This is a genomic window from Sorangium sp. So ce302, assembly GCF_051530145.1.
GTDB lineage: Bacteria > Myxococcota_A > Polyangia > Polyangiales > Polyangiaceae > Sorangium > Sorangium cellulosum_B.
The window spans coordinates 11,536,129-11,562,369 of the sequence record NZ_CP150326.1; the positions used below are offsets into that span (position 1 = coordinate 11,536,129).

Consider the following 26,241-nt stretch of genomic DNA (forward strand, 5'->3'; position numbering starts at 1 on the left):
CCGCCCAGCGCGCCCCTCGCCCTGCTGTGGTGTCTCCTTCAAGGCAAGATAGGCGAACACACCATGTCCGAACCCCGAACCGAGCGTGCTCCGGAGGCGCCGATCGAGCTCTCCGTCCTCGTGCCCTGTCTCAACGAGGAGCTGAACATCCCCGAGCTCACCGACCGCATCCTCGGCGTCTTCCGCGAGGGGGCGCTCACGGGCGAGCTCATCCTCGTCGACGACGGCTCGACCGACGGCACCGCCACGACGATCCGCGCGCTCATGGCCGCGCACCCCGGGCTCGTCGTGGGGTGCTTCCACCCGCAGAACCGCGGCATCACCGCGGCGTGGCGCACCGGCGCCGCCGCCGCCCGCGGCAAGCTCGTCGCCACCATCGACGCCGATCTCCAGTACCAGCCCGAGGACCTCCTGCGGCTCCGGCGGGAGCTCTACGAGCACAGCGTCGATGTCGTCCAGGGCTGGAGGAGCGCCGTCGGGCGCCGCAGGGACCGCCGGTACCACCTGAGCCGCGGGTTCAACACGCTGCTGAACACCACCTTCGGGATGTCGCTCCAGGACAACAAGAGCGGCTTCGTGATGTGCGCTCGAGAGGTGTTCCAGGATCTCCTGACGTACAAGGGCAGCTATTTTTACTGGCAGTCCTTCGTCCTGGTCGCCGCCCACGCGAAGGGCTACTCGTACAAGGAGGTCGAGACGCTCTTCGAGCAGCGCCGGCAGGGCGTCTCCTTCCTCGACGGGGCCGCGGCGCGCGCCGTGGTCAAGTCGTTCTACGACCTGGGCAAGGCGAGCTGGGAATACCGCGTGGGCCGGAAGCCGGCGGACATCGCCACGCAGTACCTCCGCCGCAACCCGGTGGTCGACCGCTCGCCGGAGCGCGACCCGCTCTCCACGGCGAGGTGGCGCGCGTACCTGGCCGCGTTCAACCACACCCACTGGATGATCACGCGCGACGTCGAGCACTACTACGAGACGCTGCGCAGGACGCAGTGGCTCACGCCGTCGCAGACCCGCGAGCTCCAGGACGAGAAGCTCCGGCGGCTGCTCCGCCACTGCTACCGCAACGTGCCCTACTACCGCGCTCGCATGCAGGAGCTCAAGCTCCGGCCCGAGGACATCCGCGGCCAGGAGGACCTCCACAAGCTGCCGTTCCTCACCAAGGCGGATATCCGGCGCCACCTCTACTTCGACATCATGTCGGAGAACCACGACAAGTCGCAGGTCCTCAAGATCACGACGAGCGGCTCCACCGGCGAGCCCTTCGTCTGCTACGCGGACCGGGCTCAGCTCGAGTTCCGCTGGGCGGCGACGCTCCGGGCGCAGGAGTGGACGGGCTACCGCTTCGGCGACCCCACGGTGCGGCTCTGGCACCAGACGATCGGCATGACGACGTGGCAGGCCGCCCGCGAGCGCGCGGACGCCGTCCTGTCGAACCGCACGTTCATCCCGATCTTCGAGCTGTCCGACGACAACCTGGGCGAGATGATCGCGAGGATCGCCGGCGCGCGGCCGGTGCTCATGGACGGCTACGCCGAGGCGCTCGATTTCCTGGCCCATTACGTCAAGAGCACCGGAAAGGTCGCGGCCCGGCCGCGCGCGATCATGTCGAGCGCGCAGACGCTGCCGCTGCCGAGCCGCCGGCTCATCGAGGAGGCGTTCGGCTGCAAGGTCTTCGACAAGTACGGCAGCCGCGAGTTCTCGGGCATCGCGTACGAGTGCGACGCGCACGAGGGCCACCACGTGGTGGCCGAGGGGTACATCGTCGAGGTCCTGCGCGACGGGCGCCCCGCCGAGCCGGGGGAGATCGGAGAGGTCGTGATCACCGATCTCAACAACTTCTGCATGCCGTTCGTCCGCTACCGCATCGGCGATCTCGCCGAGGCGATGTCCCCGTCCGCGCCGTGCCCCTGCGGCCGCGGGGCGCCGCGCGTCGGCCGCATCGAGGGGCGCGTCCAGTCCATCATCCGCGGGACGGACGGGCGCTATCTGCCCGGCACGTTCTTCGCGCATTACCTCAAGGAGTTCGATTACGCGATCAAGCGCTTCCAGGTGGTGCAGGAGGAGCGCGACGCCATCACCTTCCGCGTGGTCAAGGGCGGGCGGTTCTCGCAGCAGGTCCTGGACGAGGTGCTCGCGACGTTCCGCCATCACCTCGGCGAGCGGATGCGCATCGACGTCGAGTTCGCCGACGACATCGCGCTCGTCCGCACGGGCAAGCACCTCGCGAGCGTCTCGCGCCTCAACGTCGATTTCCAGCGCGCCGCGCCGGCGGAGATCCTCTCGTCCGGCCTGAACGGCGCGGGCGCTTGACCGGGGGCTCCCGATGACAGCGACGAGCCGCCGCGTGGTGACGGTCTCTCGGCCGGGCGTGAGCTACGGGGGCAGCGCGCCCTATGGCCCGCCGAGCCCGGTCTACGAGGCCGTCGAGGCGCTCTTCCGCCGGCTCGGCCTCGACGCGGCCCGCGCCGGCACGCCCGCGTGGAACCCGCTCGGCGACCTGATCGCGCCGGGGGACCGCGTCGTCGTCAAGCCGAACCTCGTCTCGTCGAAGAACCTTCACCAGAAGATCACGGGCGAGCGGCTCGCCGCCTCCAGCACGCACGGCTCGCTGCTCCGGCCCGTGCTCGACTACGCGCTCCGCGCCGCCGGCCCGCGCGGGAGCGTGCGCGTCGTCGACTCCCCGGTCGAGGGCTGCGAGATCGAGAAGGTCGCCGGCCCGCTCGGCATCTTCGACGTCATCGGTCACCTCAGGGCCCAGGGGCATGACGTCGATTTCATCGACCTGCGGTATTTCCGGATCGCGCCGGTGTTCGCGCTCGACGACGTGCGCCGCTTCGGCCGCTCCTGGAACCTCGGCCTGCTCCTCCGCCGCCGACTGCCCGGCGATCCGCGGGGCTACCGGGTCGTCGATCTGGGCTCGAGCAGCTTCTTCGCCGGCGCGGGCGCCCCGCGCAGCGCCGCGCTCCGCTTCCACCGCAGCCATTACGCGACGCCGGTGCCGCACCACGCAGGGCAACGGCACGAGTACAGCATCCCCCAGACGCTCCTCGACGCGGATGTCGTCATCAACCTCCCCAAGCTGAAGACGCACAAGAAGACGGGTATCACGCTGTCGTTGAAGAGCGTGATCGGCCTGACGAACGAGAAGTACTGGCTCCCGCACTTCACCGAGGGTGATCCATCGGTCGGCGGCGACGAGTTCGATCGGCCTCAAGGTCTCGGAGACGCGGTGGAGAACAAGCTCAGCCGGTTCCCGCTCCCCGGCGATCACTCGCTCGTCGCGCGCGCGCCGCGGCTCGGGGCGCCGCCGAAGGTCATCGATGGCAGCTGGGAGGGGAACAACACGCTCTGGCGGACGATCCTGGATCTCAACCGCATCCTGTTCTTCGCGGACCGCGGCGGCGCGCTGCGCGGGGAGCCGCAGCGGCGGTACCTGACGATCGTGGACGGCATCGTCGCGGGTGAGGGCGAAGGGCCGCTCGGGGCGACGCCCGTGCGCGCAGGGCTCCTGCTCGGCGGGTTCGATCCGGGCCTCGTCGACGCGATCGCCTCGCAGGTGATGGGCTTCGATCCGGCGCGGATACCGCTCGTGCGGGAGTCGCTGGGCGGGGTGCTGCTCCCTGGCAGTCGCCTCGACGAGGTAGAGCACATCGTCGACGGGCCCGCGCCGACCCACCGGTTCAAGCCGCCGCGGAGCTGGCCGTCGCTGCTGCCGGAAGCGGCCGGCGCGCCGCGCGTCACGGTCGCTCCGCCGCGGGCGCGAGCGTCCGGTGAATCGCGTCGATCGCGAACGTGACGTAGGCCCGCCCCTCGGACCGATCGAACCCCTGGTTCGAGAGGTGCTGGTGGAACGGCCGGAAGTGTAGCGCGCCGAGGAAGAGGTCGGCCGCGTGCTCCGGGCGGACCGGGCGCAGCAGGCCGCGGGCGATCGCTCGCGAGAACCACGCGACCACCTCGCGCCGCGCGCGGACCGGCGGCAGGTCCTCGCGCCGGTCGGCCATGGACTCGACGTGCATGCCGGCCGAGCGGAGCACCGCGAGGCACGGCACGATGCGCTCGAGGTAGGCGGAGAGCTCCTCGGCGAGCTCGAGGAGCTGGATCCGCGCGTCGCGGTCGTCCGGGCCCGCCCGCGCGCGCGCCATCCACGGCGGCTCGAAGGGCGGCAGCAGCGCGGCGCGCAGGAGCTGCTCCTTGGTGCCGAAGCGCTGGAACAGCACCCCGTGCGAGACGCCGAGCCGCTCCGCGATGAGCGTCGTCGAGACGCCCGCGCCGTGCTCCAGAAAACACGCGCGTGCCTCGTCGAGGATCTGCGCGTCGGTGATGTTACGCGGCCTTGCCATTCATAAGTATCATGATACTTACTGCGTGACGTCACAATGACTTTCAGGTGACGGTCCAGCGGACGCTGTCGTCGCGAGCGAGGCGCTGCCCGGAGGGCGGGCGAGCGCAGGGGAGCGCGACGCGGCGGAAGCAGCCTTTCTTGGCCGAAGGAGATGCCTGATGCTTGTTCATCGCTTGAGCCAGCTGTCCCGAGCCGACCTCGCCAGGGCGGGCGGCAAGGGCGCCAACCTCGGTGAGCTGATCCAGCTCGGCCTGGCCGTGCCGCCCGGGTTCGTTGTGAGCGCTGACGCGTACGCGGAGCAGGCGCGCGCATGGGGGCTCGCCGAGCGCCTCTCGGCGCACCTCGCCGCGAGCCGCTGGGAGGCGGCGGCCTCGGAGGCCGCGGAGCTCTTCGAGCGGGGTGCGATGCTGCCCGCGATGGAGAGCGCGGTCCGAGACGCGTACCGCGAGCTCGGCGCGCCGCCGGTCGCGGTTCGCTCCTCGGCGACGGCGGAGGACCTCGCCGACGCCTCGTTCGCGGGCCAGCACGAGACGTACCTCGACGTGGCGGGAGAGGACGGGCTGCTCCTCGCGCTGCGGCGGTGCTGGGCGTCCCTCTGGAGCCCGAGGGCCCTCGGCTACCGGGCGGCGCGGGGCATCGATCACCTGGGGGTCAACATCGCCGTGGTGGTGCAGCGCATGGTCCCGGCCGACTTCGCCGGCGTCCTGTTCACCGTCGACCCAGTGGCCCAGCGCGCCGACCGCATGCTCCTGGAGGTCGCCCCGGGCCTCGGCGAGGCCGTGGTGTCAGGACACACGACCGGCGACGTGTACCGCCTGCGGCGCGCGCCGTTCGCCGGGGCCGCGGCGCCCGGCCCGGACCGACCGAACGGGGCCGCGGGCCCCGGGACGAACGACCTCGCGATCGACGACCGCGACCGCCGGGAGGCCGGCCGTCCCGCGCCGAGCGACGCGCTGGTGCTCGATCTGGGCCGCATCGGGCTCCGCCTCGAGGCCCACTTCGGCTGCCCGCAGGACGTGGAGTTCGCCTTCGCCGGGAGCTCCATTCACCTCCTCCAGTCGCGCCCGATCACCACGCTCGGCACGGCCGAAATCGAGCCCCTCCCTCCGCCCCCGCAGCTCAACCGCATGCAGCGGAGGATGCTCGAGGCCAACGACAACGACCGGTTCCCCGTCGCCCCCAGGCCGCTCGATCAATGGGGCTTCCGGGCGACGCTCCCCGCGCTCGTGCGCATGGTGCGCTTCCTGGGGCTCGACGTGGACGAGGCCGAGGAGCGCGCGTGGGTCGGCCAGGTGTGGCGCCCGATCTTCGTCCCACCGCGGGCGCGACCCACCCTCCGGTTGCTCCGGCTGCCGCAGAAGGTCGCGGCCAGCCTGCGCGACGACGCGATGGCGTGGTGGGAGGGCGACGGGTTCAAGCGGCTCCAGGAGGCCTGCGCGCCGGTCGATCTCCGCGCGCTGGACGACGCCGCGCTCCTCCGCCGCGCCGACCGGATTACGGAGACCACGACCGCGGTCCTGGGCGAGCGGTTCGAGAAGCGCGCCAGCGAGCTGGCCGCGATCGCCCTCCGCGTCCCGGTCGCCCTCGCCGTGGGACCGAAGCGGGCAGCGACCGTCATGCGCGACCTCGTCTCGGGCCTGCGCACCCGGACGTCCGACGTGAACCTCGCGATCTTCCACCTCGCGCGCAGGGCGGTGAGCGCCGGGCCGGAGGTCGCCGGCGCGATCCGGGAGGGGCGCCCGGAGGCCCTCCGCGAATCGGAGGCCGGCCGGGCCTACCTGGCCGAGGTCGACGCGTTCCTGGACGAGCATGGGCACCGGGAGAGCACCGGTCTGTACCTCTCGGCGCCGACGTGGCGGCAGGATCCCGCGCCGCTGTGGGGGCTCCTTCGCGGCCTGCTCGACGTCGCCGAGCCGCCGTCCGAGGAGGCCGGGCTCGCGCGTTACCGGGCCGCGCTCGAGGAGGTCACCCGCGCGCTTCGCCTCGTGCCGGGTCTGCCCGACGCGTTCCGCCGCACCCTCGAGCGGCTGCGGAGCGCGATCGTGTTCCGGGAGCGCACGCACTTCGATCTGGTGCGCTCGTTCTCCGCGCTGCAGGCGATCGTGGCCGAGATCGCGCGTCGCCTCTGCGAGCGCGGGCGCCTGCCGCGCCCTGACGACGTCTTCTACCTGACGGAAGCCGAGCTCCGGGGGTGGCTGGAGGGGGCGGCGCCGCCGCTCGACGAGGTGGAGCGGCTCGTTCGACGGCGGCGCGCGACGTACGGGGTGGTCAACGCGAGGTGGCAGAAGACGTCGTTCGGGGCGGGCGCGGGAGGCGCCTCCGGCGACGAGCTCCGCGGCATCGGGGCGTCGTCCGGGGTGGTCCGCGGCAAGGCGCGCATCGTGCGGGACGAGCGGGAGTTCGAGCGGCTGAAGGCGGGGGAGATCCTGGTCTGCCGCTACACGAACCCCGCGTGGACGCCGCTCTTCACGCTGGCCGCGGGCGTCGTGACGAACGTCGGCGGCGCGGTCTCCCACGCGGCCATCGTCGCGCGCGAGTACGGGATCCCGGCGGTGCTGGGGGCTGCCGGGGCGACCGAGCGCATCACGGATGGCCAGGAGATCCTCGTGGACGGCACGGAGGGCCGGGTGGCGCTCCTGCGCCGGGGCGACCGTCAGGACGGCGCGGGCGAGCTCGCCCGTGCCTGAGCCTTCGTCGCGCCTGCCGGTGCGGCTCCTCGCCGCCATCGCCCTGTCGACGGCGCTCGCGCCGCTCAACTCCACGATGGTCGCCGTGGCGCTGCCGGAGATGTCGCGCGCGCTTCGCGTCGACTCCGGCGCGCTCCGGCAGGCTCTCGTGACGAGCTACCTGCTCACGAACATCGTCCTGCAGAGCCCCGGTGGGAAGCTCGGAGATCGCCTCGGCCACCGGCGCGCGCTCGGGCTGGGCCAGCTCCTCCTGGCGGTCGGGGCCGCGCTCGCCTACCTCTGGCCGGTGCTCCCGGTGCTCGCGGCGTCGCGCGTCGTGATGGCCGCGGGCGGCGCGATCGTGGTCCCGAGCGCGACGGCCATGCTCCGCACGGAGCTGCCGCCCGAGGTGCGCGGGCGCGCCTTCGGCGCCTTCGGGGCGGTGATGGGGCTGTCGGCGGGCACCGGACCGACGATCGGGGCGCTGCTCGTGGGGACCTTCGGGTGGACCTCGATCTTCCTCGCGAACGTCCCGGTGCTGCTCCTCTCCGCCGCGCTCGCGCACATCGGCGGGCCGCCGCGCCCCGCGGCCGTGACGCCTGCCGCGCCGCGACCGCGGTTCGACGTCGTGGGCTCGGTGCTGCTGGGTGGGTCGCTCATCGGGCTCGTCCTTGGCCTCGAGGCCGCTCACCTCCGCTGGGCCGCGGTGCTCGGCGCGCTGGGCCTTGTGCCCTTCGTGCTCTGGGAGCGGCGCGCGGCGGACCCGGTCATCGACTTCTCCCTGTTCAGGCGGCGCGCGTTCCTCGGCGGCAGCCTGCTCATCGCGCTCCAGAACTTCGCCATGTACGCGACGATCTTCGAGCTGCCCCAGGTGGCGGGGCGGCTGTTCCACGTCGGGCCGCGCGACGTCGGCACGACGCTGCTGGCCATGATGGGGACGATGGTTGTCGTCTCGCCCCTCGCGGGGCGCGGCTCCGATCGCTTCGGGCCGCGCGCGCTGGCGCTCGCCGGCTGCTCGCTCGCCCTGGCCGGCATGCTCCTGCTCGCGGCGCGGCCTCTGGGCGCGCTCACGGACGCGATCCCCGCGCTCGTGATGCTCGGCGCCGGCCTCGGCCTGACGTCCCCACCGTCGCAGTCCGCGGCGATGAGCGACGTCCCGCGCGAGAAGAGCGGAATGGCCGCAGGCCTCACATCGACGATGCGCTACATGGGGGGCATCGTCGGCCTCACCGTGCTCGGCCTCGTCCTCACCGACCGCCCGGCGGCCGATGTGGTGAACCGCGAGCACACGATGGCCACGTCCATCTTCGGCGCGGCGCTGCTCCTGACGATCGGCTGCGCCTTTCTCCTTCCCGGCCGCGCCGCCGCGCCGGTGGCAGCCGCGGGATCACGGTAGAGCGTTTCACGAGGAGAGGCGCGAACGACTCGTCCGGCCACTCCTCGACGGTGAGCTCGGGATCACCGCAAGAGCAACCACGGTTGACGTACGCTTCATGCCGTCACGGTGAAGCGACACGTGCGTCAGTGCGGAGATGAACGAGATCTCTGGATCTCGCGCCTGGCGCACAGGCGCAGCGGCACAACACGTCACGAATTTGTGCCAAGATGCGCCGCACTTCGCCGTGCTCCGCACCGGTGCGCGCGAGCCGCCGGGAGAGGATCACGCGCCGGTTTTTGTTTGACGCCAGCAATGTGAACGCTCACAATGTCCCAGGTATCCTTCCGCTTTGCCCTGGGTAGGCCGCCATGCGGCGCCGGGCCCTCGTCCTCGTGCACATCCACCTTGAAGGTCGGGCTCTGAGGAGCTCGCTGCCCGACTGGGCATCCCTCTGGAGACCAGCATGATCACTCCCTTCGATTTGCACCGTCAGACCCTGACTCCTTCCCGTTCCCTCCTTCGTCTCTCTGCCCTCGGCTGTGTGCTCGCCGCGCTCGCCGGTTGCGCAAGCGACACGGGGGACGAGCAGCCGCCCGGTGATGGTACGGGTGGCTCGGAGAACCCGACGACGAGCGCCAGCAGCACGACAGGCGCGAGCACGAGCGCGAGCGGCACGGGTGGATCGAACTCCGGCACGAGCACGAGCACGAGCAGCGGAAGCGACACGGGCACGGGCGGCGACCCGACGTCCGGGGCCGGGGGGAGCGGCGGCGCTCCGGGGGACGGCGGCGGCGGCGCAGGCGCGGGCGGCTCGCCCGTGACCTGCGACCTGCCCACCACGTTCAAGTGGAAGTCGGGGCCTCCGGTGATCGGCCCCAAGCCGCCTGCCGGTCGCACCTTCGCCTCCGTCAAGGACCCGACGATCGTGTTCGAAGACGGCAAGTACCACGTATTTGCCACCGTGTTCGACACCACGTCGGGCAACGGGTCGTGGAGCTCCGTGTACTTGAACTTCACCGACTTCACTCAGTCGAACTCCGCGCCGCAGCAGCACATGGCGAACTGGCCCACCGGCGGCACGGTCGCGCCCCAGGTCTTCTTTTTCCGGCCGCACAACAAGTGGTACCTCATCTACCAGTGGAACGGCAGGTACTCGACCAACGACGACATCAACAACGTCAACGGCTGGAGCCGGCCCCAGTCGCTGCTCAAGGGCGAGCCCGGCGCCATGGGGAACGTCCTTGGCGCGCTGGACTTCTGGAACATCTGCGACGACAAGAACTGCCATCTGTTCTTCTCCCGGGACGACGGGAAGCTCTACCGCTCCAAGGTCAGCATCGATAAATTCCCGGCTTTCGATGGGTACGAGGTCGTCATGACGGCTCCCAGCTCGGGGCTCCTGTTCGAGGCCAGCAACGTCTACAAGGTGGATGGCACGAACAAGTACCTGCTCCTGGTGGAGGCGTTCGACAACAGCCCTCGCTTCTTCAGGTCGTGGACCTCCGAGAGCCTCGACGGCCCCTGGGCCCCCCTGGCGGACACCAAGCAGAAGCCCTTCGCCGGCCCTGCCAACGTGACGTACGAAGGCGGGGACTGGAGCGACGACATCAGCCATGGTGAGATGATCCGCTCCGCGAACGACGAGCGAATGACCATCAACGCGTGCAACATGCAGTTCCTCTACCAGGGCAGAGATCCGAACGTCGGGGGGGATTACGGCAAATTGCCGTACAAGCTGGGTCTGCTCACGCTCGAGAAGTGACTCCCCGCCCCTCCTCGAGCTCTCGGGAGGGACGTTCAGGCAGAAGCGCCGATCTCCCGATCGGCGCATCCCCAGCGAGCCCGGGGCGACATCAGCCAGGGTCGGAATCGGGGTCGACCATCGATGCGTCAGGGGCGCCGCGCGCAGGATCCGCGGCCTGAATCCAGGGGATCGCTGGACGAACGGCATTCTCCGTCTATCCTTGAGCGGTGCGCTCGGGGGAGCTCTTGGGGGGGCGCTTCCGCGTCGAAGCGCTCGCGGAGAGCGGAGGCATGGGCGCGGTCTACCGCGCCTGGGACGTCACCACCGGAAGGCGGGTCGCCGCCAAGGTGCTGCACGATCCGTCGCCGCACCACCTCGCGCGCTTCGCGCGGGAGGCCGAGCTCCTCGCCCGTCTCGCACACCCCGGGATCGTCCGGTACGTCGCCTACAGCGCCGCGCGCGAGAGCACGCCCTTCCTGGTCATGGAATGGCTGGAGGGCGAGGACCTCTCCCGGCTCCTCTCGCGTCGGCGGCTCTCGGTCGCCGAGACAGTGGAGCTCGGGGCGCGCGTCGCCGCGGCCCTGGGCGCCGCCCACGCGCTGGGGATCGTCCACCGCGATCTCAAGCCGGCCAACATCTTCCTCGTCGGCGGCCGGATCGAGGAGCCCAGGCTCCTCGATTTCGGGGTCGCCCGCTTCCCGGACATGGCGCCGATCACCGGCGCCGGGATGCTGGTCGGCACGCCCGACTACATGGCCCCGGAGCAGGCGCGCAGCGGCGATGAGGTCGGCGCGCCCGCCGACATCTTCTCGCTCGGCTGCGTGCTCTTCCAGTGCGTCACCGGCGCGCCGCCGTTTCAGGCCGATCACCTGGTCGCCCTCCTCGCCAGGATCATCTTCGACGATCCGCCGCGCCTGTCCGAGCGCTGCCTCGGCGCGCCCCCGTGGCTCGACGCGCTGGTCTCGCAGATGCTCGAGAAGGATCCGGCGCGGCGCCCGCGCGACGGGGCCGCGGCCCACGCCGCGCTCGCGGCGCAGGAGGTCCATGGCGGGGCGAGCTCGGGACCGACGAGCTCCGCCCTCACCAGCAGCGAGCGCCGCTTCCACGGCGTCGCGGTGATCGGCCGCGCGCCAGCGTCCGCGCAGGGCGCCACCCTCTCGGTCAGCGAGGCGGACGCGGACGCCGGCGCGCTCCGGGAGGTCGCCGCCCGCTTCGAGGGGCGCCTGGAGCTGCTCGCCGACGGTACGGCGGTGCTCATCGTCGGCCGCCCGCACGTGCCCACCGACGTCGCCGCGCAGCTCGCGCGCTGCGCGCTGGCGCTGCGGGAGCGCGTCCCCGATCGCCCGATCGCGATCACGGTCGGCTGGGGCGAGCTCGGGCGCGGCCTGCCGGTCGGCGACGCCATCCAGCGCGCGGCGGGGCTGCTCCGGAGCGCGGGCCGCGCGGGCGCGCCGCAGATCCTCCTCGACAGGACCACCGCCGGGCTGCTCGAGGCCCGCTTCGAGGCAGCGATCACCGCGTCCGGCGCCGTCGAGCTGCGCGGCGAGCGCAGCGCCGCCGAGCCGTGGCGCCCGCTCCTCGGCAGGCCCACGCCCTGCGTCGGCCGCGATCACGAGCTCCGCGTGCTGGAGCAGACCTTCGCCGCCTGCGCCGGCGAGCCCGCCGCCCGGGCGGTGCTCGTCATCGGCGCCGCGGGCATGGGCAAGTCCCGCCTGCTCCAGGAGCACCTCGCGGCCCTCCGGCGCGCCGGCGCGCCCGCGGAGATCTGGGCGGGGCTCGGGGATCCGCTGCGCGCGGGCTCCATCGGCGGCCTGCTCGCGGAGGTGATCCGGGGCGCGGCGGGGATCCAGGGCGGCGAGCCGATCGAGGAGCGGCGCGCGCTCCTCCGGGCCCGCGTCGCCCGCCGCGCGCCCGAGGCGGAGCGGCGCCGGATCGAGGAGTTCCTCGGAGAGCTCGCCGGCGTCCCCTTCCCCGACGAGGACAGCCTCCCGCTCCGCGCCGCCCGGCAGGATCCCGAGCTGCTCGGCGAGCAGATGCAGCGCGCGCTGCGCGATTTTCTGCGCGCCGAGTGCGCGGCCCAGCCGGTGGTGCTCGCGCTGGAGGACGTGCACTGGGCCGATCGCGCCTCGGTCGCGGCCATCGACGCGGCGCTGCGCGAGCTCGCGGACCAGCCGCTCGTCGTGCTCGCCACGGCGCGCCCCGAGATCAAGCAAGCCTACCCCGATCTCTGGGGCGAGCGCGGGCGGCAGGAGATCTGGCTCAGGCAGCTCTCGCCGAAGGCGTGCGCGCAGCTCACGCGGGAGGCGCTGGGCGGCGCGGCCGACAGGGCGCTCGTCGATCGTCTGGTCACCCGGTCCGAGGGCCAGCCCTTCTTCCTCGAGGAGCTGATCCGCGCGACGGCGGAGGGCCGGGGCGAAGCGATGCCCGACACCGTGGTGGCGATGGTGCAGGTCCGGCTGGAGGCGCTCCCGCCCGCTGCGCGCCGGATCCTGCGCGCCGCCAGCGTGCTCGGCGAGGTGTTCTGGCGAGGCGCCGTCGCCCACCTGCTCGGCGGCGACGCCGCGCTGCTCGCGGATCACCTCTCCGCGCTCGTCACCGGGGAGCTCTGCGTCCGCCGCCGCGAGAGCCGCTTCCCCGGCGAGGAGGAGTACTGCTTCCGCCAGGCGCTCCTGCGCGAGGGCGCTTACGCGCAGCTCACCGAGGACGATCGAGCGCTCGGCCACCGCCTCGCCGCCGAGTGGCTCGAGGGCGCGGGCGAGGCCGATCCGCTGGTGCTCGCGGCGCACTGCGAGCGCGGCGGCCTGACCGCCCGGGCGGCGTCGCTGCTCGTCCGAGGCGCCGAGCTCGCGGCCGCGCGCCGGGCCTACCTCGACGCCGAGGGCTGCTACGGGCGCGCCGAGGCGCTGGTCGGCGCGCTGCTCCCTGCGGCGCGCCACGCGCGGGGCCTCGCTCGCTTCCGGCTCGGGCGCCACACCGAGGCCCTCGCCGACCTCGCCGCGGCGCGCGAGGAGGCGGCCGAGGCGTCGGAGCCAGGGGCGGAGATCGAGCTCCTCCTCGATGAGGCCATGATCCTCGACTGGACAGGCGAGTACCGGGCCGCGAGCGAGCGGGTCGAGGCCGCCGAGCGCCTCGCCGACTGGGTGGACTCCCCCCTGCTCGGCGCCCGCCTGCTCCTCGGCGTGGGCCGCTCGCTCCACCGGGACGACCGCGAGGACGAGGCCGCCATGGTGCTGTCGCGCGCCGCGGAGCAAGCCGCGCGGCTCGGGGACGAGGGCTATGAGACACACATCATCGCCCGGCTGATGCTCGGCTTCATCCTGGCCAGCCTCGGCCGGGTCGATGAGGCGGCGCGGGACCTCGACGCGGTGATCCTCAGCTGCGAGGAGCGCAGCGATCTCATGCACCTCGGCGCAGCGCTGAACAACCGCGCGCTCGCGCGGGCCCTCCAGGGCGACCGCGCCGGGATGATCGCCGACCTGGAGCGCACCATCGCGCTCGGGCGCGACCTCGGCCAGCCCGCGTTCGAGCTCGTCGGCCGCTACAACCTCGCCGAGTACCTGTATCTGATGGACGATCTCGAGGCCGCGGCGCCCCACGCGCGCGCCGTCCAGGCGATGGGGCCGCGCTGCGACGAGCACCACGCGCCGATCGCCGTGGCGCTCCTGACCGCGCGCCTGCGCCTCTACCAGGGCGACGAGGCGGGCGCTCGCGGGGTCGCCCTGCGGCTGCGCGCGGCGCAGGAGGAAGCCGGCGGCGACGCGCTGAAGCCCTCGGAGGACGTGCTCTGCTCGATGATCGAGCTCGCGACGTGCGACGACGACGGCGCCGCGTGGGCCGCGCTCGAGGAGCGCTCCGCGCGCTGCTCGGTAGGGCAGGAGCGGATCGAGGTGCTCGAGGCGCGGGCCCTCGCCGCCTTCCGTCGCGGCCGGTACGTCGATGCCCGGTTGCAGATCGAGCGCGCCCTCGCGGCCGCCTCCACCACGCCGACCGTCATGGGCAGTCGCCTCCGTCGCTGGCACACGGAGCTGACGGCGCTGTCAGAATCGGACGCACCGGACAACCACCCTCGTCGCCGCTGAATCACCTTGCACGGGCGTGATAATGCGAAAAGATAGAATATTGAACCCATAGTCAACCTATGGGCGATGTTGGTGAGCCCGCGCTCGCGCGCCGCGCGCAGGGAGCCGCCGGGTATGCGCCAGAAATGGGGGGGAACCCATGTCGCTCAAGGAGAGATTCATCGTGCTTGTCTGGGCTGGGGTGCTGTCGGGCTGCGCCGCGGAGGTGGGGGACACCGAGGCGCTGGACGAGCTCGTGGGGGAATCCCAGGGAGCCCTTCTGGGCGGCAACGCGCTCAGCGCGAACGCCCTGAACCTCAATGCCTTGAACCTCAACGCCTTGAACCTCAACGCCCTGAACCTCAACGGTCTCAGCGCGCAAAACCTCGCCGCGATCCGGGATCCCGGCCCGAGCGGCGCGCTGGCGCGCGAGTTCATGCGGTATGCGACGAGCTGCGCCCTGAGGAGCACGGAGTCCTTCGCCTTCTCGTGGACGGACTCCAAGGGCACCGTCCACAACGAGCGCTACCCCGGGCTGCTCGGCGCCGCGCCCGCCTGGGCGACCGGGCCGCTCGACGAGCTCGGGCAGCGCATGGTCTCCAGCTGCGTGGCGGCGCGCGTGAACTACTATCAAATACCGGTCCTCCTCTCCGCCCGCTCGCTGCGGGATCCGCTGAAGACGCTCTCCTCGAGCCAGGAGCTCGTCGACTATCCAGATGTCGAGGGGGCCTTCTGGGGCAACCTGTTCGCGGCGCAGCCTTACCTCAACGCTTGCTACAACAGCGCGACGGTCGACAACTCGCGCTCCTACCAGCGCGACTGCGCCGCGGGCCACCTGCTGTCCGACGGCCAGCTCGTGGGGTGCGGGGTGATCCGCATGGTCGGCCCCTGCAGCCGGGTCTGCCAGACCCTCAACGGGGCCGGCCAGTACTATCCGTCCTGTGTCGACCGCCCCGGCCAGAGCACAGCGACCGTCAAGGAGGTGATCACCACCTCCTTGCCCTGACCGGCGCGCCCTCAAAAGGCGCCGACCTCGCCGAGCAGCGTCCCGTTCTCGATCAGGTCCACATGGCCCCGAGGGGTCGACTCGCCCGCCGCCCAGCGCGATTCGAAGGAGAGCTCGAATGCGCCGCCGCACCCGGCGCAGCTGTCCCCCGATCCGCGGCCGGCGTACACGTCCGGGAACGGGCTCTCGTCGAGGCGGTACGCCGCCACCGGTACTTTCACGAGCTCCGGCAGATCGTGTCGGATTCGCGCGAGCCCGATTGCGTCGCGCTGGTCGCGATGCAGCTCTTCGAGCTGGGCGCGTGAGGCGCGAACCGGACCGAGAAGGACGTTCTGTCGACCCGAGGCAGGCAGGTCCCGCAGCCGGGGCATGCGGGCTCTCGCGGGCAGACGCCGTACTTTACAGACCCGAAGGACCTTGAGCCCGCCCCTCGCGATCGAGCCGCCTCCGCCCTAGATTCGGTGCGCTGACAGCCAATTCGACTGCCAGGGCAGACGATCCGCTCGAAGGAGGAGAATCGCGATGCGTCGTACTATGCCGACCCTCACGGGAAGCCTGATCGCAGGGCTCGCGCTCGGCGTCATCACCTGCATTTCGTCGACCGCGCTGGCCGGGCGCCCCGTCGCCCAGGTCCTCGCGGCGGATCGCCTCGCAGCCAAGGAACCCTGCGCCACGGCGGAGAATGACGAGAACCGGACCATCACGATCGGCGGCATCGGCGAGGTCGCGCGGCCTGCGGATTCGATGCGCACGAGCATCGGCGTGGAGGTGCGCGAAAAGACGCTCGGGGCCGCGCGCGACAAGGCCGCGGGCAGGTCGCAGGCGGTGCTCGCCGCCCTGCGTGGCCTCGCCATCCCAGGGCTGGAGATCCGCACGGTCGACATCTCGCTCTCGCCGATCCGAGAGTCGCGCGCGCCGCACGAGGAAATCACCGAGCCCAGGATCATCGGCTATTCGGCTTCCAGCCAGCTCTCCGTCGCGCTGCGGGGCGTGTCGCCGGCCGAGCTCCAGGCCGCAGGCTCGAGGATCCTCCAGGCCGCGCTCGCCTCGGGCGCCAACGACGTCGGCGGGCTCGAGTTCTTCTTGAGCGACCGCACCGAGGCGCGCCGCAGCGCCATCGCGGCTGCCGTGCAGGACGCGCAGGCGAACGCCAAGGCGGTGGCCAAGGCGGCGAACGTCAGGATCGCCGAGCTGCAGTCGATCTCGGTCGTCCAGCAGGAGCGTTATGGATTTGCGCAGCAGATGAAGGGGCTCGGAGGCGCGGACGGCTTCCCCGTCGAGCCCGGAAACATCCGTGTCACCGCTGCGGTGACGGTCCGTGTGGCGTTTGCCCCGAGCCCGTGAGCTCAGGGCGGCGGCCCGCAGGCGGCGCTCGCGATCGCGGCTCGGCGCGTCCTCACGGCATGCCCGTGAAGAAGTCGTACATCGCCCCGATGGCAAAACACGGAACGCCGTGGCTCGTGTTGCTGTACGCGGGATCGTCGTGGGAGCACCAGATCGTCGGCTCCGAACAGCCGCTGTAGGAGATGCAGCCGGGGTTCACCGTCTTGCCGCTGCTCTGGCAGCCCATCACCTGGGAATACGGCGTCGAGCTCATCTCGCACATGTTGGCGGTGCGGAACCTCGCGACCGCGCTCGCCCCGTCTCCTCCGCGGACGGTGTCGTTCTTGCCCTGGATGTACATCGCGGGCATGGACACCTGCAGCGCGCCGTAATCGGAGGCCGCGACGGGCGCGACCGCCCTGAAGTTCATGTGCTCGGCATCGGACTTGTGCGCCAAGATCTGCATGATCATCTGCGCGCCGGAGCTGTGGCCGGTGGCGAACACACGGTCCATGTCGATGCAGTAGCTGTCCATGAGGTCGTCGTAGATTCGCAGGACCTTGGCGATGTCGTTGTTGTAGTTCCAGCATCCACCCCGGTCCGACGACCTCCCCACGGCGCGCACGTACTCCGTCTCGAAGGCCGACCCTCGCGTGAGGTTGATGAACTGGTCGATCGGGTTGCCGCAGGCGTGGAAGCCCATCAAGAGGGGGAGAGGGGTGTTGCCATCGTAGCTGTCCGGGAACGTGTAGATGTGATCGTCGTCGACCTTCACCGTTCCGCTCTCGGGCCGCCCCGACTTGCCGCAGCCTGGGCTCGGGTTGCCCGCCGGCGATTCCGTGCCGCCGGTCCCCATGCCACCGGCCCCGGCCTGCGGTCCGCCCCCGGTCGACCCACCTGTCGTGCCGCTGCTGGAGGAGCTGGCGTCATCGCTCGTTCCCCCAGTCGAGGTGGTCTCCCCGCCGCTCGTAGACGTGTGGGCCCCGCCCGCGCCGCCCGTGGCCTGATCGGCTCCGCCGCCTCCCGTGCCGGGCGAGCCTGTCTCGGACGAGCAAGCGAGAAACATCAAGGCGACGGCAGGAAAAAAGGAATAAGCACCTGATCTCGGCATCGTCTGGACCCTCTCGTGATCGCCCGGTTCGTCTCTCCGCGCTCGCCGCGTGCCGATCCAACGATGATCTCGGGCGAGGATGCGCCTCACGTGGAGGCACCAGCCCGACCGTCACGGCGGACGCGCTGAAGTGACGAAAGGCCCGGTGCGCATGGCACGCCTGTCCGTGGCAAAGCGGAAGAAGGATCGACGCGTCGACTGTGAACGCTCACATAGGCGGCGTCAATCAAATTGGACCGGCGCGACGCCCACCTTGATCTCGGCGGGTGCGCAGCAGTGGCAGCTGCGGCACCCCCGTGAGCTGTCATGAGAGCTCGGCTCGCGCGAGCTCGTCGTTCCCGGATCAGTTGGCAATGAACGCGCAGCACCCGACGACGCAGATGTAGCCGTCGGCGCAGCCGTCGCTGCAAGGATCCGCGCACGTCGGAGCCGACCCACCTTCGCCACCGCCGGGGTCGGAGCTGCCGCCGGGGTCGGAGCCGCCGCCGCCATCGGTCTCGCCCGTGCTTCCATCGTCGGGGCAATCGTGCCCGCCGTCGTCGCTGCCGCCCGGATCGCCGGAGCTGCTGCTATCCCCGGGGTCGCCGGAGCCGCTGCCGGGGCCGCCGTCGCAATGGCCAGGACCGATGCCGCCCTCGTTGAAGTCCGCGAGCGCATCCGACAGCGCGACGGCACCCTCGGCCGCGCCGCCTTGCTTGATGTCGTACGGGAGCCGGCCATCGGCGTCCTTGTTGTCCTTCATCCACGTCTCGGCTTCCGCGAGCGCCCCGCCCAGGGCCGCCTCGCTCGCGCCGCTACCCACGTTCAGCAGCGCGGCGATCAGCTGGTGGCACAGGATCAGGCTGGCGTCGCCCTTCGGCGCCGTCTCGAAGAGCTCCAGCAGCTCCGCCTGGGAGTACTCGACCCCTCCGATGGTGAGCTTCGATGTCGGCCAGCTCTCCTCGTGGTTCTTCCAGTAGCCCTGGGTGAGCGTACAGCCGTCCCCCTCGGACGGGGGCGGAGTCCCGACCACGTTGCCTCTCCCCTCGCCGAAGCGATCCGGGTCGCCGTTCCCACAGGCAACGAGAGCGGAGCCAACCAGCGACAGACACCCCACGAGCACCAACCTGCCAAGCGTCATGATTCCTCCTGAAGTTGCGCATCGCGCGATGGGCGCTCCTCGCGAGGAGCGAGCGACATCGCGCGTGTCAGGCGGCGGGCATCGCGCAGGATCGGGGCGCACAGGCGACCCCGAGCCGGCGGGACCATGTTCTCGATCCACCCGCCCCAGCTGCAGCCCATGAGGAGCCGCGCTCTCGGTTCCTTCAGTGCCGGCCTGCGCTCGGCGCGGCTCATGTTTTTGTGGGCGCTTTCCGATCCCGTGTCGTTCTCGAACGATTGAATTTTTCCTTCACCAGCACATGAGTAGCCGAGATCACGTCAGGCCGTGAGATCCCGTATCATTCTCGCTCGAACAAAATCTTCCTTCATGAGCACACGAGCGACCGAGATCACTTCAGCCCATGACGATCCATCTTGTTGAGCAGCCCCTGCCGCGACAGCCCGAGCCGCGCTGCTGCCTGGCTCCTGTTTCCCTGGGTCGCCCGGAGCGCGGCGGCGATCTCGCGCCGCTCCAGCGCCGCGATCTTCTCTTCCAGCGTCGCCCCCTCGGCCGGCTCGTCGCCTGCCGGCGCCGCGGGCGCGCTGCCTCGCCGCGCCGGCGAGAGGTCCTCCTCGAGGATCTCTCCCCTGCCCCCGGCCATCACGAGCGCGCGCTGCATCTCGTGCCGGAGCTCTCGCAGGTTGCCGGGCCAGTCGCAGGCCTCGAGCCGGCGCATCGCGCCGGGCGAGATCGCGGTCGCCGGCGAGCGCGGCACGAGGGCCCGCGACAGGTTCAGGAAGTGCTGCGCGAGGAGCGGCAGATCGCCCACGCGATCCGCGAGCCGGGGCAAGGCGATCTCGATCCCGCGCACGCGCCAGTAGAGGTCGTCGCGAAAGGTCCTGTCCGCCACCATCGACTCGAGCGCTCTGTGGGTGGCCGACACGACACGGACGTCCACGGTCAGCGGGCGCGCCGCGCCCACCGGCAGGATCTCGCCCGTCTCGAGCACGCGCAAGAGCTTCACTTGCAGCGCCGGCTCCATGTCGCCGATCTCGTCGAGGAACAGGGTCCCTCCGTCCGCCTCGACGAACAGGCCGGGAGCGTCCTTGATCGCGCTCGTGAAGGCGCCTTTCCGGTGGCCGAACAGCGTCGATTCCAGGAGGGTCGGCGCGAGCGCGCCGCAGTTGACCGCGATGAAGGCCTTGTCCTTCCGGCGGCTCCTTGCGTGCAGGTAGCGGGCGAACACCTCCTTGCCCGTGCCCGAGTCGCCGGTGATGAGCACCGGCACGTCGGTCGGCGCCGCGCGCTCGCAGAGCGTCCTCGCCTCGAGGAAGGCCGGCGACTGACCGAGCATCGCCGAGGCGTCGCCCTCGCGGGCGGCGAGCGAGCGCTCGAGCTCCGCCACCCGATCTTCCAGCGCGAGGCGCGCGGCCGCGCGAGCGACCACGGAGAGCAGCACGTCGGGGTCGACGGGCTTGGCCAGGAAGTCGTACGCGCCGCGCTCGACGAGGCGCAGGGCGAGCGGGGTCTCGCCCGCGCCCGAGACGACGATCACCTTGGCCGCGGGCCGCTCGGCGAGGAGCCTGTCCGCGAGCGCCGCGCCCTCCTCGGGGCGGCCCGTCGGCGGGAGCATCAGGTCGAGCACGACGAGGCGCGCGCTGGTGCGGCGGAGCTCCGAGAGCGCCTTCGGGGCGGCGCCGGCCTCGGCGACGGCGTACCCCTCCAGCGCGAGCAGCTCGCGGTAGGCGTCGCGGAACCCCGGATCGTCGTCGATGAGCAGGACGGTCTCGGTCACGGGTGACCGTACCGCGTCACCCGGGCGCGGATCCAGGGTTGCGCGGGGTGCGGCGCGGGGCGCTCTCCCTGTCTCCCTGCTTCACCCGGCACTTCACTGCCCCGGGACGCGCTACGGGGCAGGGCGCGCGCACCGGACCGGCATCGATTTCACGCCGCTCACCCAGTTCGAGCGGAGCCGCACGGCCGGCCCGGCGAGCTCGAGATCGGGGAGCCTGCGCAGGAGCTCCTCGAAGGCGACCCGCGCTTCCAGGCGCGCGAGCACGAGGCCCAGGCACACGTGGGGGCCGATGCCGAAGGAGAGGTGCTCGTTGGGCGTCCGGCCGACATCGAATTTCTGCGGATCGCTGAAGACCGCCTCATCGCGGTTGGCCGAGACGTACCACAGCACCACCTTGTCCCCGGCGGCGATCCGCTGCCCGCTCATCTCGGTGTCCCGCACCGCGGAGCGCCGGAAGTAATAGACCGGCGGCGTGAAGCGCAGCATCTCCTCGATGGCGGTCGGGAGGAGCGAGGGATCGTCGAGCAGGCGCCGGCGCTGGTCGGGGTGCTCGAGGAGCGCGAGCATCCCGTTGGTAATGAGGTTCTTCGTTGTGTCGTGGCCGGCCGTGAGCAGCAGGTTGAAGAAACCGCCGAACTCCGTATAAGAGAGCTTCTCGCCGTCCACCTCGGCGGCCATGAGCAAGCTCAGCATGTCGTCCTTGGGCTCCTTCCGCCGCTGCTCGGCGAGCTGGTGCGCATAGGCGTTCATGTTGTGGAGCACGGCGTTCAGCTCCTCGGGCGTGACGCCATAGGCGGGATCGCTGGCCCCGAAGAACCGCGTCGTCCAGTCGAGCATCTGCTCCTGATCCTCGCGGGGGACGCCGAGCACCTCGAGGATCACGGAGAGAGGCAGCTTGCCCGCGATGTCGCTGGCGAAATCGCATCCGCCGCGCTCGCATGCGTCGTCGATGAGCCTCGTCACGAGCTCCCGAACGTGGCCTTCGAGGCGCTGGATGACACGGGGCGTGAACCCCTTGCTGACCAGCGCCCGGAACCGGGCGTGCCGGGGAGGATCCATCATGATCATGACATCGGGGTTGTCGCGCATGTCCCCCGGCGGGAGATCCTCGATGAAGAGGCCGCGCCCCGAGCAGAACGCGGCCGGATCGCGCGAGATGCGGGCGACGTCGGCGTGCCGCGTGATCGCCCAGAACCCCCTGCCCGCCGGCTCGGGGTGCCAGTAGACAGGCGCCTCCCGGCGGAGGATCTCGAAGCGATCGTGCGGCGCGCCCGCGAGGTACAGGTCCGGATCGAGGACATCGACGGTTTCAGGGGTCATCTGGGCAGGATCTCCTCAGCAGCTTCGCGAGCGCAACCGCTTGCGACGCATTCTGAGCAGCGCGATGAGCGGGAGCGCCGCAGGCCATGGCCACGGGGGCTCTTCGCGACCCACGAAGCGGCACCCGCAGCCGCCCGTCGTGTCGCTGCTGGCGGGCGGGTCGCCGTTCGGGCTGGCGCCCGCGCCGCTGCCCGACGCGGGGGTGCCGGTTCCCGCGCCGCCAGCGCCGCTGGCCGTCGCGCCGCCTTCGCCCGTGGTGCTGCCGCCGCTCGCGCCGGCGCCGCTGGCCGCCGTGGCGCCGCCGGTCCCCGCGCCGCCGGCGCCGCTGCCCGTCGCGCCGCCTTCGCCCGTGGTGCTGCCGCCGCTGGCCGCCGCGGCGCCGCCGACCCCTGCGCCGCCACCGCCGCTGCCCGTCGCGGCGCCACCGACCCCTGCGCCGCCAGCGCCGCTGCCCGTCGCGCCGCCTTCACCGGTGGTGCTTGCGCCGCTCGTGACGGCGCCGCTGGCCGCCGTGGCGCCGCCGGTCCCCGCGCCGCCAGCGCCGCTGCCCGTCGCGCCGCCCTCCCCCGTGGTGCTTCCGCCGCCGGTACCGCCGCCTTCGCCCGTGCTGCTGCGTGGGCAGCCCAGGACCGACACGTCGTCGATCGCGAGACCGGCAAGCTGGACGCTCGCGTCGCTGTCGAGGTGGAACACCACCTCCACTCGTTTCCCGGCGTATCCGCTGATGTCAGCGTAGTGCGTGCCCCATCCCGCGCTCTCCTGGAGCACCAGGTTGGAGCTACCGACGGTCGTGGTCATCGATGCGTCGAGGAACTCCCAGAGACGCCTGGCGTTCGCACCCCCGACCTCTCGGATCTCCACCCACCCGTGATCCGAGGACGCGTTGTCGAGCTGGTACTTCATCGCCCAGCGGAGCTGAACGGGCGCCTGCACCCCGGACAGGTCGATCGGCGGGGAGACGAGGTCCTGATTCGAGCTCGCGTTGTACACGCCCGAGAGGTTCGTCTTCCAGCATTGCGTCCCGCCGTTGCACGTCGCGATCGGCGCGGCGCTCGGTGTGCCGAGCGCCCACGCGTCGGCTGTGCCGGCGTGCGTGAAGCCCTGCGCGCCGCCCTCGAAGTCCGCCGTCAGCCGGGTGGACGGGGCGTCGCCGCTCGAGCACGAGAGCGCGGGGATCGGGGCGTCGCAGATCGTGAGGCTCCACGCGGACAACACGCCGAGGTTGTTCGAGTTGTCCGTATCGTCCCGGAGCGTGAGCGTCCACCGGCCTCCAGCGTTCTCCCCGTCGAACCAGTGCAAGCGGTAGTCGAGCTCCGGCTGCACCATCATGCCGTTCAGCAGGGTGAAGTGTCCGGCCGGGAACGCAGCCTCGTCGTCGATCGTGAGTTCGAGGTTCGGGTAGGTCCTACTGCCGATATCGGTGAAGAGACCGTTGGTGTTGCCGGCCGGCGAGACGAGGTACACGTCCACGTCGGGGGGCATGGGATGGCTGAGCCGGACGCTCACGTTCATGTCACCGATACGGGGCGCGCCCGGGACGTCGATGAACGACGTCGTGGGCGCGCCGAAGAGGATCTCCCTGGGCACGCTCGCGCTGTCGTACGTGGTGCACCCCACGCTCGGCGCCGCCGGATGCACGCTCACGCTGAGCCCGTAATCACCCGCCGTCACCGAGCCGGTCACGGTCACCCTGTAGGTGCCCGCTGCTTTGACGGTCGCGAAGATGGCGTCCGAGTACGGTGTCTCGACAGGCCCGGATTGGTTGTCCACCTGGATGTCGAACCCGGACCCGAAGGGACCGATCGCGAGCGCGGCGGCGAACTGCGTGAGGTCGCGCGTCGGGTCCTGATCGAGGCTCGCGAAGAGGGTGTCGCCGGCGTTGAGGGAGAGCGAGTAGCTGTCGACGTCGCTCGCGTTGCTGTGCGTGCCAGCGATCCAGCCGGTCGCGGGGAGCGGCTGCGGTGTCGTGTCGTTCGGCTCGACCTCCGCCGTGGGCACGCCGCTCTGCACCTTGAGGTGGAGGTCGTAGGGGCGCAGCTGGACGGTCGCGGAGGGCACGCGCACGCGCGCGTAGTAGGTTCCCGCGGTCGCGAGGGGCGTGCCAGCGATGCTCGGCGACGAGCCCCCGAACGACCCGTTGAAGACGTCGGTCTCCAGCACTGTCGTGCCATCCTGATCGAGGATGTCGAGGTCGGCGTCCTGCGACGCGGTGGACGACGCTGTCATCACGGCGGCGTAGACACGGCTCCCGGCGGGCGCCTGGAAGGAGAAGAGATCCGTGTCGCCGCCTGGAAAGAGGTTGGCGCGCATGACCGTGTCGCTGGAGATGGCGTTCGCCTGCAACGCCGTCCCGTTGGGCTCCGCCTCCAAAGCGAGTTCCTGTCCGACGGCCAGGTGCGCCCTGCCAAGACCGTCGCCTTCGCTCGCGCCGCAGCCGGCGAGGATCAACGCTGCCGCGCCCTGCGCGACGGACGAGCTGATGACATCCCTGCTTCTCATGTCGTTTCCCTTCCGTTCCGCTGCTCCACCGCGCCCAGCTCCGTGGCGGGGCAACATCCTAGCTGCCGTCTCGGCTCCGTGGGTGCCGACCTTCGGGCAAGAGCGGCGCGGTTACCCAACAGAAGAAGAGTGGGCCAATGTAAGGCGTGGCAGGGGACCAGCCCACCACCAGCGGAACACGATAGCTTCCTGGCGGGAAGCGGCGCGCTCGAGAGCCAGCTTGTCGACCGTGCGGAGCGCCCCGCGCGATCACTCCTCGCCGGACGTCCGCTCCGCCTGCTCGAGCGCCTGCTTGTAGTACCACAGCCGTCGCAGGCTCGTGTCGCTCACCTGGTCGTCGCCGAGGATGTTGATCGCGATGCGCTGCGCCCTCACGGCGTCTGCGGTCTTCGCTTGCTGGAACAGGATGTCTGCGAGCGTCTCATAGCAAGGACTGCAGGACGCATTGCCGTCGACCGCGCGCTTCACGTACGCGAGCGCGCGGCCGAAGCGGCGTCTCAGCGCGTGGTAGCGGGCGAGGTAATCCAGCTGCATCTGGCTCGTCGCGCGCGGCTCGAGCCGGGCGACGAGCGGCTCGATATCGTCCCAGACTCGCTGCTCGAGCGGAAGCGACGCCTCGGCTCGGGTGTAGAACGACGCGAGGGGGTACAGGTAACGCGGCTCGTCCGGCGCGAGGGATGCGGCGCGCTCGAGGTCGCTCCTGGCACCGGCCAGATCGCCCCGGTCCCAGCGGAACGTCCCGCGGGCGAGGTACGGCTCCGGCCTCTCGTGCCCGACCCGGACCGCCTCGTTGAGATCGGCCGCCGCCGCCCGTGCTGCCGACGGATCGCTCCACCTCCGGAGTCGTGCCCAGAGCGCGTGCACGTCCTCGTCTCGCATGCTGCGCATGCGGGGCAGGACCGCCGGGGCGCGGTCGACGTACGCGCGCCTCACGGTCTGCACCTCGATCTCGTTCGCCTCGACGAAGCGCGTGAGCGCGCGCTCGAGCGCGCTCTCGGGCATGTCGCCGAACGCATCGACGAGGGTGCGATCCCGCGCGTCGCGCGCGTCGCTCAGCGCCCGGAGGTAGCGGAGGAAGCCGGGATGCAAGCCGTCATCCTCGATTTGCAGGGCGTGGACGAGCGCCCAGGCTGCGGTGTAGTTCGCGCTCCTGCGCATGCGGGCCTCGCGCGAGGTTGGGTCCTCGACGTCCCACGCGTAGAACGCGGCCGCGTCGAGCGAGAGGAGCGTAGGGACGCTGGGCAGCGCCGCCTTGGGCACGCCGACGACAGAGCGCCCATCGATCCTCAGGGAAAGCCACTGGCTGCCTGTCGTGATGAGCCGGTCCGGGAGCTGCTTCCCGAGGACGACGCTGCTCTCCTCGATGCGAAGCGTCGAGTAGAACTCCGCCATCCCCTCGTTCAACCAGACCGGCGCCGATGGGAAGTAATAGGCAAAGAAGCGGTGGCTGAGCTCGTGCTGGAAAATCTCGCGCCCCGCGTCGCTCAGGCCGCCAGGGAACATGAGGGTAGGCACGTGCTCCAGGTCGTTGCCCCTGCGGGAGAGGTACCCTCCCGCGCCTCGCGGGGCGATGCGCGCAAAAGCGTCTTCGTCGTCGAAGACGACCACATGGGTCAGCCCGTTCGGCTTGGGCTCATGGGGAAAGGCGACGCGCTCGAAGGCACGGTAGATGCGCTCGAAGTGGACGATCATCTCCTTCGCTTCGACCTCGTCGAGATCGGTTCGCAGCAGGAAATGCGGAGACTGGAGCTCGACCCAGGGCGGTCCCCCCGCGGCAGGGCACGTGAGCGGCCTGGCGCAGCCGAGCGCCATCGCGACCAGGACGACGGCTATGCTGACGACGGCTATGCTGACGTGTCGCATCAGAACGAGCTCCTGCCCTTCGTGATGAGGACCGTCTCGCCGCCGCCCTTCTCGG

General features: G+C 71.3%; 16 protein-coding genes. 8 read left to right on the forward strand and 8 right to left on the reverse strand.

Annotated features, from left to right (window positions below; translation table 11 throughout):
• Nucleotides 1-63: 63 nt before the first annotated feature.
• The gene (locus WME73_RS43645) at nucleotides 64-2,310 is read left to right on the forward strand and encodes a glycosyltransferase (RefSeq protein ID WP_437913442.1); all 2,247 of its coding nucleotides are present in this window, start codon (nucleotides 64-66) and stop codon (nucleotides 2,308-2,310) included.
• A gap of 13 nt (nucleotides 2,311-2,323) precedes the next feature.
• Nucleotides 2,324-3,796 (forward strand): DUF362 domain-containing protein, encoded by a 1,473-nt coding sequence (locus WME73_RS43650; protein WP_437913443.1) that lies wholly within the window; start codon nucleotides 2,324-2,326, stop codon nucleotides 3,794-3,796.
• On the opposite strand, the gene WME73_RS43655 is transcribed toward WME73_RS43650, so the two are convergent.
• Nucleotides 3,738-4,340 (reverse strand): TetR/AcrR family transcriptional regulator, encoded by a 603-nt coding sequence (locus WME73_RS43655; RefSeq protein WP_437742193.1) that lies wholly within the window; start codon nucleotides 4,338-4,340, stop codon nucleotides 3,738-3,740. The genes WME73_RS43650 and WME73_RS43655 overlap by 59 nt on opposite strands.
• 160 nt (nucleotides 4,341-4,500) lie before the next feature.
• On the opposite strand from WME73_RS43655, the gene WME73_RS43660 reads away from it, so the two are divergent.
• The 5 genes from WME73_RS43660 (at nucleotide 4,501) to WME73_RS43680 (ending at nucleotide 15,194) form a co-directional block, all read left to right on the forward strand.
• Nucleotides 4,501-7,029 (forward strand): PEP/pyruvate-binding domain-containing protein, encoded by a 2,529-nt coding sequence (locus WME73_RS43660; RefSeq protein ID WP_437913444.1) that lies wholly within the window; start codon nucleotides 4,501-4,503, stop codon nucleotides 7,027-7,029.
• Entirely contained in the window at nucleotides 7,022-8,404 is a 1,383-nt protein-coding gene (locus WME73_RS43665) for an MFS transporter (protein ID WP_437913445.1), read from the forward strand. The genes WME73_RS43660 and WME73_RS43665 overlap by 8 nt, the downstream gene beginning before the upstream one ends.
• A 445-nt stretch (nucleotides 8,405-8,849) precedes the next feature.
• Nucleotides 8,850-10,148, forward strand: coding sequence for a non-reducing end alpha-L-arabinofuranosidase family hydrolase (locus WME73_RS43670; protein WP_437913446.1), 1,299 nt, complete (start codon nucleotides 8,850-8,852; stop codon nucleotides 10,146-10,148).
• 209 nt (nucleotides 10,149-10,357) lie between these two features.
• The gene (locus tag WME73_RS43675; protein WP_437913447.1) at nucleotides 10,358-14,209 is read left to right on the forward strand and encodes a serine/threonine-protein kinase; all 3,852 of its coding nucleotides are present in this window, start codon (nucleotides 10,358-10,360) and stop codon (nucleotides 14,207-14,209) included.
• A gap of 139 nt (nucleotides 14,210-14,348) precedes the next feature.
• Complete coding sequence (locus WME73_RS43680; protein ID WP_437913448.1) at nucleotides 14,349-15,194, forward strand: hypothetical protein; 846 nt, start codon at nucleotides 14,349-14,351, stop codon at nucleotides 15,192-15,194.
• Nucleotides 15,195-15,205: 11 nt separating this feature from the next.
• Here the strand turns inward: WME73_RS43680 and WME73_RS43685 are convergent, their stop codons facing one another.
• Nucleotides 15,206-15,415, reverse strand: a complete 210-nt coding sequence (locus WME73_RS43685) for a hypothetical protein (RefSeq protein WP_437913449.1) — start codon at nucleotides 15,413-15,415, stop codon at nucleotides 15,206-15,208.
• A gap of 301 nt (nucleotides 15,416-15,716) precedes the next feature.
• Between WME73_RS43685 and WME73_RS43690 the strand changes: the two genes are divergently transcribed.
• A complete protein-coding gene (locus tag WME73_RS43690; protein ID WP_437913450.1) occupies nucleotides 15,717-16,538 on the forward strand; it encodes an SIMPL domain-containing protein in 822 nt (273 codons plus the stop codon).
• A gap of 52 nt (nucleotides 16,539-16,590) precedes the next feature.
• Here the strand turns inward: WME73_RS43690 and WME73_RS43695 are convergent, their stop codons facing one another.
• The 6 genes from WME73_RS43695 to WME73_RS43720 form a co-directional block, all read right to left on the reverse strand.
• Nucleotides 16,591-17,586, reverse strand: coding sequence for an alpha/beta hydrolase family esterase (locus WME73_RS43695; protein ID WP_437913451.1), 996 nt, complete (start codon nucleotides 17,584-17,586; stop codon nucleotides 16,591-16,593).
• Between the two features lie 385 nt (nucleotides 17,587-17,971).
• Entirely contained in the window at nucleotides 17,972-18,748 is a 777-nt protein-coding gene (locus WME73_RS43700; RefSeq protein ID WP_437913452.1) for a hypothetical protein, read from the reverse strand.
• 370 nt (nucleotides 18,749-19,118) lie between these two features.
• Nucleotides 19,119-20,504 (reverse strand): sigma-54-dependent transcriptional regulator, encoded by a 1,386-nt coding sequence (locus WME73_RS43705; protein ID WP_437913453.1) that lies wholly within the window; start codon nucleotides 20,502-20,504, stop codon nucleotides 19,119-19,121.
• 111 nt (nucleotides 20,505-20,615) lie between these two features.
• Entirely contained in the window at nucleotides 20,616-21,824 is a 1,209-nt protein-coding gene (locus WME73_RS43710) for a cytochrome P450 (RefSeq protein ID WP_437913454.1), read from the reverse strand.
• A gap of 15 nt (nucleotides 21,825-21,839) precedes the next feature.
• Nucleotides 21,840-24,323, reverse strand: a complete 2,484-nt coding sequence (locus WME73_RS43715) for a proprotein convertase P-domain-containing protein (protein WP_437913455.1) — start codon at nucleotides 24,321-24,323, stop codon at nucleotides 21,840-21,842.
• A 249-nt stretch (nucleotides 24,324-24,572) separates the two neighbouring features.
• On the reverse strand, nucleotides 24,573-26,186 hold the full coding sequence (locus WME73_RS43720) for a tetratricopeptide repeat protein (RefSeq protein WP_437913456.1): 1,614 nt from the start codon (nucleotides 26,184-26,186) through the stop codon (nucleotides 24,573-24,575).
• Nucleotides 26,187-26,241: the final 55 nt, after the last annotated feature.